Below are 12790 nucleotides of genomic sequence, written 5' to 3'. Positions count from 1 at the left end.
GTCCCGTGAGACTAACCGCCCGTTTTCGCTGTGACCAGGAGGCCCGCCGTGCTGATCGTCACCACCAACGACCTCCCCGGGTGGGAGATCCAGCGCGTCTGCGGCGAAGTGTTCGGGCTGACCGTCCGCTCGCGCAACGCGTTCTCCCAGATGGGCGCCGGCTTCAAGGCCATGTTCGGCGGCGAGCTGGCCGGCATGACCAAGAACCTGGCCGAGAGCCGCAACGAGGCGATGGGCCGGCTGATCGTCGAGGCGCGCAATCGCGGCGGCAACGCGATCGTCGCCATGCGATTCGACACCACCGAAATCGGTGACGTGTGGACCGAGATCTGCGCCTACGGCACGGCGGTTCAGGCCACCCCGGTCACCGAGGCCGCCAAATACACGGCCGGCCAACTGGGTTACGGCTCCCCGCCCCCACAGCAGTGAGCGGCGGTTTAGACTGACGTTCGTCCTGACGGGCAACGGAATCTGGTGAAAGTCCAGAACGGTCGCGCCACTGTAGATAGTCAGACCCATCGCCCGTCATCACCAGCGGGGACGCGGTTATCCCCGGAAGGAGTCGATGTGTCCAATCCTCAGCTGCCCGGCGCCCGTGCCCAAGTTGACCTGTCGGCGGCCAGCGCCGCGGTCTGGTTGGCGGCAACCGCCTTCCTCGCCCTGTTGGCGCTGTACTTCGTCGGCGTGGATCAGGGCGCGGTGTCGCTGTTCGGCGCCGACTCGCACATGCACGAGTTCGTGCACGACGCGCGGCACCTGCTCGGCTTCCCCTGCCACTGATCGCGTGGAGAAGCGTCTGATCGGACGCGGCCTGCTGGCCGGTGCGTTCGGGGCGGTGTTGGCGTTCGCCTTCGCCCGCCTGTGCGCCGAGCCGGCGATCGGTCGCGCGATCGCTTTCGAGGACGGCCGAACCGACGCCGAGAACGCTCACGGCGTGCACGAGCACGGCGCCGAGTTGTTCAGCCGCGGGGTGCAGTCCAACGCCGGCCTGGGCTTCGGGGTGCTGATCTTCGGTGTGGCGATGGGCGCGCTGTTCGCCGTGCTGTTCTGTGTGGTTGCGGCGCGCGTGACAACCGTTGGGGCGCGCGCGCTTTCGCTGCTGCTCGCGGCGGCCGCGTTCGTCGCCGTGTACCTGGTGCCGTTCGTGAAGTATCCGCCGAACCCGCCGGCGGTGGGCCAGGCGGACACGATCGGGGCGCGCACCGCCTGGTATCTGGTGATGGTGCTGGCGTCGGTGGCCCTCGCCATCGCCGCGGTCTGGCTGGCGCGGTCACTGACCGCCCGGTTCGGGGCGTGGAACGGGCGGCTGCTCGCCGCCGGCGCCTATGTCGCGGCGGTTGCGGTGGTGATGGTGGCGCTGCCGGGCGTGGACGAGACACCCGGCCCGCTGCGCGACGCGTCGGGCGCGATCGTCTATCCGGGCTTCCCCGCCGACATCCTCTACGAATTCAGGCTGGTGTCGCTGGCGACGCAGGTGGTGCTGTGGGCGACCATCGGCGTGCTGTTCGGGGCGCTCGCCGGCCGGGTTCTCGGGGAGCGCGCGCCGAGCATCAACGCGTGACCGGTGTCGTGCGGCTGACGATGGTGTCGCACGCGATGACCGACGCCATGGCTGCCGGTCGATTTCCGCTCGACGAACCGCTCAGCGACGTCGGACGTGGGCAGGTGAAAAGGGTTGGCCTCAAACCCAAGAAGCACCTCGCCGCGCCCGAGCGGCGCGCATGCGAAACCGCCGAGCTGCTGGGGTTGGCCGCCGGCGTCGAGCCCCGGCTGGCCGACATCGATTGCGGGGCATGGTGCGGGCAAGCGTGGGAGGCGATCGACCCGCGGGACCTCGAGGCGTGGCTGACGGATCCCGACGGGGCGCCGCACGGCGGTGAGTCGATCGTCGATCTGATCGAACGGGTGGCGGGATGGCTGAAGTCGGTGAGCCAGCCGACCGTGGCGGTGACGCATCCCGCGGTCATCCGGGCGGCGATCCTGCTCGCCTTGGCGGCACCGCCGAAATCGTTCTGGCGCATCGACATTGCGCCCGTCAGTCATACCGTCATGCACCTGCGCGACGGCCGCTGGACGCTGCGGCTGTGAGCGGATCGGGCTTTCGAAACTTGTCGTACCCCCCTGCGATGATCGGCCCATGTCCTCGACCGCATCGCCCGACTCTGTGGCCGACGAACAACTAACCCGCTCTGCCCGTGGCCGAATAGGGCGCTGAAAGCGACTACCTCCGTATAGTTCCGGGGACAGTCTTCGGGTTGTAATCGAGGAGAGGGCCCTATGATCCCACGCGCCCTGACGAAGCCGGCCGGCGTCGCGACGCTGTTCGGGGTACTCGCGTTGGCCGCCCGCTATGCCGCCCTATCGGTCGTCGCGGGAATCGAGAACAACCCCGATCCCTATCCTCGTGAGCGCCTCGCTACCGAACAGCGCGGCGAGCAACACTTCATCGGCCGTGCCGACGGGACCGTGCTGCGCGCCATCACCGCCGGCGAGGGTCCCGCGGTCGTTTTCGCGCACGGCTACGGCGGCACGCTGGGTGAGTGGAACATCGTCTGGGATCAGTTGGCGGCTCGGGGCTACCGCCTCATCGCCTTCGATCAACGGGGACACGGTAGCTCGACGCTCGGTTCGGCGGGCGTTGGGTCCGCGCCCATGGCCGAAGACTACGCGGCGGTCCTGCGGTACTTCGGCATCGAGGACGGCGTGCTGGTGGCCCACTCCATGGGCGGCTTCATCGCGGTCCGCGCGGTGCTCGACCACGAGGACGTCGCAGGCCGTCTGCGGGGGTTGGTGTTGTTCGCGACCTGGGCGGGTCGGATTCACGACGGCGCGCCGCAGAACAGGCTGCAGATCCCGCTGATGGAGTCGGGGCTCATGGGCTGGCTGGTGCGAACGCGGGTCGGCGGTGTGCTTTTCGGCGCGGCCCAGTGCGGCAAAAACCCTTCTCCGGCAATGATTTCGGTGTTCATCGAGTTCTTCGACAGACACATGCGCGAGCATGGGCCCCTCACGCCGATCCTGCGTGCGTTCGGGCGTGAGGACCGTTACCCCCAGCTGGGGGAGATTTCGATTCCGACGGTCGTCATGGTCGGTTCAGCCGATCGCAGCACCCCGCCGATTCATTCGCGACGGCTCGCCGCCGGGATACCCGGCGCACGGCTCGTCACGGTGCCGGACGCCGGCCATCTGCTCAATTGGGAAGGTGCCGACGCACTCGTCGCTGTCCTGGGATCGTTGTCGCCCGTATCCCAAGCTGGCTAGCGGTGACGATCAGCGCGGTGCGATCAACGCGAATGCCTGCTTGGCGATCTGCAGCATCCACCCGGTCACGTTAGGCCCGTGATCGCGGGGCCAGTTGAGCTGGAAGCTGACCACGTACGGCTGCTGCGTCTTATCGACGGCGTACCAGCTGAAGGTCAGATCACCCGGCAGGCCACCGGCTTTCGCGCCGATGTACGGCCAGACGTTGCGGTCCAGCGCGATACCCGACACCGCGGACAGGATCTGTTTCACCGGTGCGGCCTTACCGACGGCGTCGGCCTGCAGCGCCGTGTGAATGCGGCAGATGTCCTCGGCGTTGCCGTACCACTCCGCGCCATAGGACGACGCCGGGGTGTGGGCGCGAGTCGGATCCGGCTCGTACGGAGTCGAATTCGCCTGCGCCAACAGCTGGGCGCGCGTTTGCGGTGACCCGTGCTGCCATTGGGTGCGCAGGTCCGGCTTGCCCCAGCCGATCGAGAACAGCTCGTACATCGTGGGGAACGGCGTCATGCTGGCCGGGTCGTGGTGGCCCGCCGTGGCGAGCGCCTGCTCGATGGCGTGGGTGCCGAGCTTTCCGATCAGCAGGTCGGTCGCCATGTTGTCACTGGTCGCGATCATCTTCTCGGCGGCCGTCCGGACCGAGACCTGGGCTCCGGCGGGCAGCGCCAGACCGGACGAGCCCACCGCGCGGCTCTTGTCGGTGACGGTCAGCTGATCGTCCCAGGAGACGGTCCCATCCTTGATGGCGCCCGCCAGGGCGTGCAGCACGTAGAGCTTGAAAATCGATGCCAGCGGCAGGGATTCACCGGTGTTGGTGCCCGCAACCGGGTCGCAACGCCCGTCGTCGACCCTGGCCACCTGATAGGAATAGCGGGCGCCCGTCTTGCTCAACACCGCATCGATGTCGCGCCACGAGTTGATCTTCGGCGCCTGGGTCTCCAGCTCGAACCGATCCACCCACCCGCCGTCGTCGGTGTGGATCCGGATGTCTTGTCGCGCACCGTAAGACGACGTCAGGTGCAACGTGGCCACGTTGGCGCCCAGATCAACGCCGTCGAGGGTGAACGGGCGGTCCCACCACAGCGCCTCCATGGTGTTCTCCACCGGCTTGACCATGTCGGGCGCGGCCAGCGTGCCGACGCCGACCGGGCCGATGGGCCAGTCCGAGTTGAGCATGTCCAGCGTCTGCTGCGCCCGGATGCCCGGCGGCGTCCGGACGTCGATCTGCCGGCCCGGATTCGCGGCGTTCGCCTGCGGTGACGGGGACGAGGTGCAACCGGGCGCGAACGTGACTACCAGTGCGGTGGCGGCGCTCAACGCCACCACGCGGCGTCGGGCCGAGAACCCGCTAGCCAGCCTGCTTGTTGCCGGCAACGTCCATCACAACCTCGAATTCCAACAGCGTGGCCCCGGTCGCCACCGGGTTGGCCCGCTCGCCGGCGTGCGCCGCGATGGCGGGCCCCTGCGCCCACGCCTGAAACGCCTCTTCGGATTCCCACTGCGTCACGACGAAGTAGCGGTCCTCGCCCTTGATCGGGCGCAGCAGCTGAAACCCGAGGAAGCCCGGCTGGTTGTCGACCGCGTGCGCCCGGTGCGCGAACCGCTTTTCCAGCTCCGGCCCGGCGTCGGCGGGTACTTCGATTGCGTTGATCTTCACCACTGGCGACATGCCGCTAGGCTACCCCTTCGCCCGTCCTGTCCGACTGCAGGGCGGGGCACGCAGGATGGTGACATGCCCGGTGATCTGCTGACTTGCCGCGGGGGGCAAGGCGAGCCGTTGGTGCTGGTGCACGGCCTGATGGGGCGGGGCAGCACCTGGTCGCGGCAGCTGCCCTGGCTGGCCGCGCTGGGCAGGGTATACACCTACGACGCGTTGTGGCATCGGGGCCGCGGGGTCGACGACCCGCACCCGATCAGCACCGAGCGGTTCGTCGCCGACCTCGCCGAGGCGGTGGAAACGCTGCGAACGCCGGCCGCGCTGATCGGACACTCGATGGGCGGCCTGCACGCGTGGTGTCTGGCCGCCCATCGTCCGGAGCTGGTTTCGGCGCTGGTGGTCGAGGACATGGCCCCGGACTTCCGCGGCCGCACCACCGGCCCATGGGAGCCGTGGCTGCACGCACTTCCGGTCGAATTCGATTCCGCGCAGCGGGTATTCGACGAGTTCGGGCCCGTCGCGGGGCAGTATTTTTTGGAGGCGTTCGACCGCACCCCTACCGGTTGGCGCCTGCACGGTGACACCGCGCGCTGGATCGAGATCGCCGCCGAATGGGGCACCCGTGACTACTGGGAGCAGTGGCGGGCGGTGCGCGTGCCCGCGTTGCTCATCGAGGCCGGCAACTCCGTGACCCCGCCGGGGCAGATGCGACAAATGGCCGAAATCAACTCCGCCACAACCTATTTGCACGTGCCGGACGCCGGTCATTTGATTCACGACGACGCGCCTGCGGTGTACCGCCGGGCGGTCGAGTCATTCTGGGCGACGCTGCCCGCCGCCGACTGAACCGGGTCGGACCGGCCCGGCTGAAGCCCGGTGAAGCATATGATAAATTCTTCAATTGCTAAAGCATAGAAACTTTGTAGCCTTCAGGAGACCTATCGTGGCGGAGCCGCTGTACCAGCTCAAGGCGGAGTTCTTCAAGACGCTGGGGCACCCCGCACGGATCAGGATTCTGGAGTTGCTCGTGACGGGCGAGAAGTCGGTCGCCGAGTTGTTGCCCGAGGTGGGGCTCGAGGCGTCGAACCTTTCGCAGCAGCTCGGTGTCCTGCGCCGAGCCGGTGTCGTGGACGCGTTGCGGGACGGCAACACGATGATCTACTCGATCGCCTCCCCGGATATCGCCGAACTGCTGATGGTGGCGCGCAAGGTTCTCACCGGGGTGCTCAGCGATCGCGTGGCGATGCTGGAAGGCCTGCGCGCCGGCGGTGCGGGGTAGCGCCGTGGGCTGGATCAGCAAGGCCCTGCGCGTCGGCCGGATCGCCGAACCCGCGCCACCCGCGCCGGAGCCGGTGACCGAGCCGCCCGCCGGGGTACGTGGCTCACTTCAGATCCGGCACGTTGACGCGGGATCGTGCAATGGGTGCGAGGTGGAGATCGCGGGCGCGTTCGGGCCGGTCTATGACGCCGAGCGGTTCGGTGCCCGCCTGGTGGCCTCGCCGCGACATGCGGATGCGCTCCTGGTGACCGGCGTCGTCACGCACAACATGGCCGGCCCGTTGCGCGCCACGCTCGAGGCCACGCCGCGGCCGCGTCGGGTGATCGCCTGTGGCGACTGCGCCGTCAACCGCGGGGTCCTCGGCGACGGCTATGGGGTGGCCGGCGCCGTCGGCGAGATGGTGGGTGTGGACGTGGAGATCCCGGGGTGCCCGCCGACACCTAGCCAGATCGTCGCGGCGCTGCGTTCGGTGACCGGCAAGTGACCGCGGCGCTGGCGACCCGAGCGGCGCCCGAACCGAAAACCCTGGGCGGCAACGGATCCGGCCCCATCTGGGCGGGCCTGCTGACCTCGCTGCTGGGCGTTTGTGGGGTCTGGGCGGGCGCCGCGGGGATGTTCGGTTCGGCGCGCGCCGTGCGCATCGGTTGGTTGCTGCCGCTGGCGGGCGTCCAGTTGGGCCTCGATCCGCTGGGCGGGTTCTTCATGGCGCTCACGGGGGCGGTCGCGGTCGTGGTCGGGCTCTACACGATCGGCTATGCCCGGCGCGAGCGCCTGGGACCGGTCACGCTCGCGGTGTTGCCCGCGTTCGTCGGGGCGATGTTGCTGGTGCCCGCGGCGGCGTCGGTCACCACCTTCCTGCTGGCGTGGGAGTTGATGGCGGTCGCGTCGCTGGTTCTGGTGCTGGCGCACCACACCCGCCGGCAGGTTCGCTCCGCCGCCTTGGTGTACGCGGTGATGACCCAGTTGGGCTTCGTGGCGATCCTGGTCGGCCTGATGGTGTTGTCGGCGGCCGGCGGCGCCGACCGGTTCACCGACTTGCACCGCATACCGCAAGGCGCGGGCACCGCGGTGTTTCTGTTGACGCTGGCGGGATTCGGCTCCAAGGCCGGCTTGGTGCCGTTGCACGCGTGGTTGCCGCGAGCCCATCCGGAGGCGCCTAGCCCGGTGTCGGCGCTGATGAGCGCGGCGATGATCAACCTCGGGGTCTATGGCATTTGCCGCTTCGATTTGCAGCTGCTCGGGCCGGGACCACGCTGGTGGGGGCTGACCCTGATGGTCGTCGGCGGGGTGTCGGCGCTCTATGGCGTGGTGCAGGCCTCGGTGGCCACGGATCTCAAACGGCTGCTTGCCTATTCGACGACCGAGAACCTCGGGCTGATCGCGCTGGCCCTTGGGGCCGCCACCCTCTTCGCGGCCACGGGCGCGAGCGGGCCGGCCACGATCGCCGCCGCCGCCGCCATGCTGCACCTCGTCGCGCACGCGGCATTCAAATGCCTAGGCTTCCTCGCCGCGGGATCGGTGTTGGCCGCGACCGGGCTGCGCGATCTCGACCGGCTGGGCGGCCTGGCCCGCCGGATGCCGGCGACGACGACGCTGTTCGCGGTCGCCGCGCTCGGGGCGTCCGGGCTGCCTCTCGGCGCGGGATTCGTCAGCGAGTGGCTGCTGGTGCAGTCGCTGATCCACACGGCCCGAGGACATTCGGCCGTCTTGGCGTTGACCACGCCGCTGGCGGTGGGTGCCGTCGCGCTCACCGCGGGTCTGGGCGTGGCGGCAATGGTCAAGGCGTTCGGGATCGGGTTTTTGGCGCGGCCTCGTTCAAAGCGGGCCGCCGACGCCCGGGAGGCGCCCGGCACCATGGTGGTCGCCATGGCAATCGCGGCAGCGGCCTGCCTGATGTTGGCGGTCGCGCCCGCGGTTGTGGCACCCGCGCTGCGCCAGGCGGTCGCCGCACTACCGGCCGCGCGGGCGATCGGCTTCACCAGCCTCGGGGCCGTCGTGCGGCTGCCCGGCCTGCCGGGGTCGATCGCCCCCGGCGTGATCGCCATCGGCGTCGTGACGGCCACGGTGATCGCGGCGATGCTGACGCTCTGGCGCCGAAGCCGGCGTCCTGCGCCCGCCGCCTTGCCGCTGTGGGCTTGTGGCGCGGAGGAGCTCACCGCGCGAATGCAGTACACCGCAACGTCGTTCGCCGAGCCGCTGCAGCGGGTGTTCGACGACGTCCTGCGTCCCGACACCGACATCGAAGTCACGCACACCGCCGAATCGCGTTATCTGGCCGAAAAGATCACCTACCGCAGCAGCATCACCGACGCCATCGAGGAACGCTGCTACACCCCGGTGATCCGGGCGGTCGCCGCAGCGGCGGATATCGTGCGGCGCGCCCACACCGGCAGCGTGCACCTGTACCTGGCCTACGGCGCGCTCGGAGTGCTCGTCGTGCTGGTGGTGGCACGATGAACGGCTTGTCCTACGTCGCGGCCGCGGTCCAGGTCGCCGGCGTGATGGCCGGAGCGCCGCTGGTGGTCGGCCTGACCCGGCAGGTGCGCGCCCGTTGGGAGGGCCGCGCCGGCGCCGGAATACTGCAGCCGTGGCGCGACATCGTCAAACAGCTTGGCAAGCAACAGATCACCCCGATCGGGACGACGGTGGTGTTCGCGGCCGCACCCGCGGTGATCGCGGGATCGACATTGCTGATCGCCGCGATCGCGCCGCTGGTCGCAACCGGATCGCCACTGGACGCCAGCGCCGACCTGTTCGCCGTGGTCGGCCTGCTGTTCGTGGGCACCGTCGCCCTGGCCCTGGCCGGCATCGACACCGGCACCTCGTTCGGCGGCATGGGCGCCAGCCGCGAGATCACCATCGCCGCACTCGTCGAACCCACCATCCTGCTGGCGGTCTTCGCCCTGTCCATGCCGGTGGGCTCGGCCAATCTCGGTGCGCTGGTGGCGCATACGGTCACCCACCCCGGGCAGGTGGTGTCGCTGGCCGCGGTGCTGGCGTTCGCGGCGCTGGTGATCGTGATCGTCGCCGAGACCGGGCGACTGCCGGTGGACAACCCGGCCACCCATCTCGAGCTGACGATGGTTCACGAGGCGATGGTTCTCGAATACGCCGGCCCGAAGCTGGCCCTGGTCGAGTGGGCGGCCGGGATGCGGCTCACCGTGCTCCTGGCGCTGCTGGCAAACCTGTTCGCGCCGTGGGGTATTGCGGGGGAGCGGCCCGGTGGCGTCGGCATCGTGATCGGACTCGCAGCGGTGGCGGCCAAGGTCGCGGTGCTCGCGGTGTCGCTGGCCACCGTCGAGGTGTTCGTCGCCAAGCTGCGCCTGTTCCGAGTGCCCGAGTTGCTGGCCGGATCGTTTTTGTTGGCGTTGCTCGCGGTCGTCGCGGCCAACTTCTTTGTGGTGGCGACATGACGTACAGCACGTTTTCGGTACTGGTCGACCTCGCCGCCGGCGGGCTGCTGTTGGCCGCCGTGCTGATCGTGTGGCGGCGCGACCTCACCGCCATCATCCGGCTGCTGGCATGGCAGGGCGTTGCGTTGGCCACCATCCCCCTGCTGCGCGGGGCGTACGACGGTGACGGTGCGTTGATCGGAGTAGGGGTCGCCGTGCTGGCCTTGCGGGTTGCGGTGCTGCCGCGGCTGCTGGCCCGCGCGGGCGGCGCCGGGTCGCGGTCGCGCCGGGAGGCCACCCCGGTGATCAACACCGCAACGTCACTGCTCATCACGGCCGCGCTGACGCTCGCCGCGTTCGCCGCCACCGGGCCGCTGGTGAGTCTGCAGCCCGCCGCGACCACTTCCGCGGTGCCCGCCGCGACCGCGGTCGTGCTGATCGCGCTGCTCGTCATGGTAACGCGGCGGCACGCGGTATCGCAGGCGGCGGGATTTCTCATGCTGGACAACGGGATTGCCGCCACCGCGTTTCTGCTCACCGCGGGCGTGCCGCTGATCGTGGAACTCGGCGCCTCGCTGGACGTGTTGTTCGCCGTCATCGTGATCGGCGTCCTGACCGGCAGGTTGGCCCAGGCTTTCGGCGGTGCCGACCTGGACGCATTACAGGAGCTGCACGACTGATGACCGCCTTAGTGCTCGCCGCGATCCTCACCCCGATAGGTGCCGCGGTCGCCGTCCTGATCGCCGGATGGCGCCGCGCGACCGCGACACTGATCGTGCTCGCGGCGGTGACGGTACTCGGCTGTGGTGTGGCGCTTGCGGTCCGTGTCGGAATCGGCGCCCGGCTCGCCTTGAGCGGGTTATTGAGAGTCGATGCACTCAGCGTCTCCATGCTGATCGTCATCGGAATCGTTGCCACGCTGGCCACTTGGGCCAGCATCGGCTACCTCGACGCCGAACTCGCACGCGGCCACACCGACACGCGCGGCGCACGGGTGTATGGGGCCCTCACGGCCGGCTTCCTGGCGGCGATGGTTGTCGCGGTGTGCGCCAACAACATCGGCGTCGTCTGGATCGCGATCGAGGCGACCACGGTCATCACCGCCTTCCTGGTCGGGCACCGCCGTACCCGCAGGGCGCTCGAAGCGACCTGGAAGTATGTCGTGATCTGCTCGGTCGGGATCGCCGTCGCCTTCCTCGGCACCGTGCTGCTCTACTACGCCGCCGAGCATGCCGGCGCCCCGGCCTCCGCCGCGCTGAACCTCGACGTGCTGGCCGCACACGCCGGCGCGCTCGACCCCGGCATCGCCCGGCTGGCGGGCGGCCTGCTGCTCATCGGCTACGGCGCCAAGGCCGGGTTGTTTCCGTTCCACACCTGGCTTGCCGACGCCCACAGCCAGGCGCCCGCACCGGTTTCCGCGCTGATGAGCGGCGTACTGCTCTCCGTGGCCCTCTCGGTGCTGATTCGCCTCAAGCCGATCATCGGCGCCGCCACCGGCCCCGCTTTCATGCGCTCGGGCCTGCTGGTCCTCGGGCTCGCGACATTGGTGGTCGCGGCCCTGATGCTCACCGTGACACCGGATCTCAAGCGCATGCTCGCGTACTCCTCGATGGAGAACATGGGCTTGATCGCGATCGCCGCCGCGGTCGGGACCTCGCTGGCCATCACCGCGCTGCTGCTGCACGTCCTGGCTCACGGGATCGGCAAGACGGTCCTGTTCCTGGCGAGCGGTCCGCTGCAGGCGGCGCACGACTCGACCGCGATCGCCGACATCGCCGCCGTGTTGCGGCGCTCCCGGCTCATCGGCGTGTCGATCGCAGTCGGTGTGATCGTTCTCCTCGGCCTTCCGCCGTTCGCGATGTTCGCCAGCGAACTGGCGATCGTCCGGTCACTCGCCGACGCCCGGCTGATTTGGGTGCTCGCCGCGGGCATGCTGCTGGTTGCGATCGCCTTCGCCGCCCTGGCGCGCAACGCGGGCCGCATCTTGCTGGGCGGCCCGGCCGGCGCACCCCAAATCGCCGTGCCGCGAACGGTGTCGGCCGCCCTGGTCGTCGGCATCGCCGCATCGCTGGCGCTCGGCGTGACGGCCGGCCCGCTCACCGAGCTGTTCACCGCCGCGGCGAGCGCCGTCGGGGGACCGCGATGAGGCCCGAATGGCAACGCCACCGGCTATCGCAGAACCGGCTGGCGGAGGCGGCGGAAAACCTGCTGGGCAAGGGATTTCGACTGGCCCTGGTGGCCGCCCACGACGACTCCGCCGCCTACCGGATCGTCTATCTGTTCCTTGCCGGTTGGCCGGATCGCCGCGTCGAGCTCGAATGCTCAGTGCCGAAAGACGATCCGACGTTGCTATCGCTGGCCGGCCTGTCGTTCACGGCCAGCCGCTTCGAGCGCGAAATGGCGGACCTGTATGGCATCCGGTGCCTGGGCCATCCCAAACCTCGTCGCCTGGTGCGGCATGCGCACTGGCCCGAGGACTGGTATCCGATGCGTCGCGCGGCGCAACCCTCACCCAAACTTGATGGCACCGGCCACTTCCCGTTCGTCACGGTCGAGGGGCCCGGGGTGTACGAGATCCCCGTTGGCCCCGTGCACGCGGGGTTGATCGAGCCCGGCCACTTCCGCTTCTCCGTCGCCGGTGAAACCGTGATCCGCCTGAAGGCCAGGCTGTGGTTCGTCCACCGCGGGATGGAAAAGCTTTTCGAGGGTCGGCTGGCCGGCGGCGCGGTCGACTTGGCCGAGCGGGTGAGCGGCGACACCTCCGTCGGGCACGCGCTGGCCCACTGCCTCGCCATCGAAGACGCGCTCGGGATGGAGATTTCCGGCGAGGTGCACCGACTGCGGGCGTTGCTGCTCGAACTGGAACGGCTCTACAACCACGCCGCCGATCTGGGCGCGCTGGCCAACGACGTCGGATTCGGACTCGCGCACGCGCACGCGCAACGCATCCGCGAACAACTATTGCGGCTCAACGACGCGATCACCGGTCATCGGCTGCTGCGCGGCGCGGTGCGGCCGGGCGGGGTCGCGCTGCGGGCGCTCCCGGATGCCGACGCGCTGCGACGCATCGCCACCGACATCGCCGAGGTCGCCGAACTGACCCTGCACAACACCGTGGTGTATGACCGGTTCGCAGGGACCGCGGTCCTGCATCGAGAAGACGCTCACGCGCTCGGGTGCCTGGGCTATGTCGCGCGCGCG

Annotated in this window: 15 protein-coding genes; 13 read left to right on the top strand and 2 right to left on the bottom strand. The window is 69.5% G+C overall.

What is annotated here, in order from left to right:
* Positions 1 to 48 precede the first annotated feature (48 nt).
* The 5 genes from A5702_RS07125 (at position 49) to A5702_RS07105 (ending at position 3261) form a co-directional block, all read left to right on the top strand.
* Positions 49 to 429, top strand: a complete 381-nt coding sequence (locus tag A5702_RS07125) for a YbjQ family protein (RefSeq protein ID WP_055399813.1) — start codon at positions 49 to 51, stop codon at positions 427 to 429.
* A gap of 138 nt (positions 430 to 567) precedes the next feature.
* The gene (locus tag A5702_RS07120; RefSeq protein WP_068219462.1) at positions 568 to 780 is read left to right on the top strand and encodes a CbtB-domain containing protein; all 213 of its coding nucleotides are present in this window, start codon (positions 568 to 570) and stop codon (positions 778 to 780) included.
* Positions 781 to 784: 4 nt separating this feature from the next.
* A complete protein-coding gene (locus tag A5702_RS07115) occupies positions 785 to 1561 on the top strand; it encodes a CbtA family protein (RefSeq protein WP_068219458.1) in 777 nt (258 codons plus the stop codon).
* Complete coding sequence (locus A5702_RS07110) at positions 1558 to 2088, top strand: histidine phosphatase family protein (protein WP_068219446.1); 531 nt, start codon at positions 1558 to 1560, stop codon at positions 2086 to 2088. Before A5702_RS07115 ends, A5702_RS07110 begins: the two co-directional genes overlap by 4 nt.
* A 189-nt stretch (positions 2089 to 2277) precedes the next feature.
* Complete coding sequence (locus A5702_RS07105) at positions 2278 to 3261, top strand: alpha/beta fold hydrolase (RefSeq protein WP_082955975.1); 984 nt, start codon at positions 2278 to 2280, stop codon at positions 3259 to 3261.
* Positions 3262 to 3270: 9 nt separating this feature from the next.
* On the opposite strand, the gene A5702_RS07100 is transcribed toward A5702_RS07105, so the two are convergent.
* Complete coding sequence (locus tag A5702_RS07100) at positions 3271 to 4635, bottom strand: serine hydrolase (protein ID WP_055399806.1); 1365 nt, start codon at positions 4633 to 4635, stop codon at positions 3271 to 3273.
* Positions 4610 to 4930 (bottom strand): mycobilin-forming heme oxygenase MhuD, encoded by a 321-nt coding sequence (gene mhuD, locus A5702_RS07095; RefSeq protein WP_055399804.1) that lies wholly within the window; start codon positions 4928 to 4930, stop codon positions 4610 to 4612. The genes A5702_RS07100 and mhuD overlap by 26 nt, the downstream gene beginning before the upstream one ends.
* A gap of 63 nt (positions 4931 to 4993) precedes the next feature.
* Here mhuD and A5702_RS07090 point away from each other — a divergent pair, with 63 nt between their 5' ends.
* From A5702_RS07090 to A5702_RS07055, 8 genes are all read left to right on the top strand, one after another.
* On the top strand, positions 4994 to 5764 hold the full coding sequence (locus tag A5702_RS07090) for an alpha/beta fold hydrolase (RefSeq protein ID WP_068219445.1): 771 nt from the start codon (positions 4994 to 4996) through the stop codon (positions 5762 to 5764).
* Between the two features lie 94 nt (positions 5765 to 5858).
* A complete protein-coding gene (locus tag A5702_RS07085; protein ID WP_156349422.1) occupies positions 5859 to 6197 on the top strand; it encodes a helix-turn-helix transcriptional regulator in 339 nt (112 codons plus the stop codon).
* A gap of 4 nt (positions 6198 to 6201) precedes the next feature.
* Positions 6202 to 6681 (top strand): NADH-quinone oxidoreductase subunit B family protein, encoded by a 480-nt coding sequence (locus tag A5702_RS07080; RefSeq protein WP_068219467.1) that lies wholly within the window; start codon positions 6202 to 6204, stop codon positions 6679 to 6681.
* A 65-nt stretch (positions 6682 to 6746) separates the two neighbouring features.
* On the top strand, positions 6747 to 8654 hold the full coding sequence (locus A5702_RS07075; protein ID WP_231965010.1) for a proton-conducting transporter membrane subunit: 1908 nt from the start codon (positions 6747 to 6749) through the stop codon (positions 8652 to 8654).
* Between the two features lie 5 nt (positions 8655 to 8659).
* Positions 8660 to 9610 (top strand): respiratory chain complex I subunit 1 family protein, encoded by a 951-nt coding sequence (locus A5702_RS07070; RefSeq protein ID WP_067823391.1) that lies wholly within the window; start codon positions 8660 to 8662, stop codon positions 9608 to 9610.
* Positions 9607 to 10269 (top strand): hypothetical protein, encoded by a 663-nt coding sequence (locus A5702_RS07065; protein WP_068219442.1) that lies wholly within the window; start codon positions 9607 to 9609, stop codon positions 10267 to 10269. Before A5702_RS07070 ends, A5702_RS07065 begins: the two co-directional genes overlap by 4 nt.
* Positions 10269 to 11735 carry a proton-conducting transporter membrane subunit gene (locus A5702_RS07060; RefSeq protein ID WP_068219436.1) on the top strand — a complete coding sequence of 489 codons (1467 nt, stop codon included), beginning with the start codon at positions 10269 to 10271 and terminating at the stop codon, positions 11733 to 11735. The genes A5702_RS07065 and A5702_RS07060 overlap by 1 nt, the downstream gene beginning before the upstream one ends.
* Positions 11732 to 12790, top strand: a 1059-nt coding sequence (locus A5702_RS07055) for an NADH-quinone oxidoreductase subunit C (RefSeq protein WP_068219434.1), incomplete at its 3' end; no start/stop codon positions are given. The genes A5702_RS07060 and A5702_RS07055, both read left to right, overlap by 4 nt.

This window comes from Mycobacterium sp. E3339 (genome assembly GCF_001666915.1).
Lineage (GTDB): Bacteria > Actinomycetota > Actinomycetes > Mycobacteriales > Mycobacteriaceae > Mycobacterium.
Note: the sequence above shows the minus strand (reverse complement) of the source record. Positions and strands in the feature narration are given on the sequence as shown.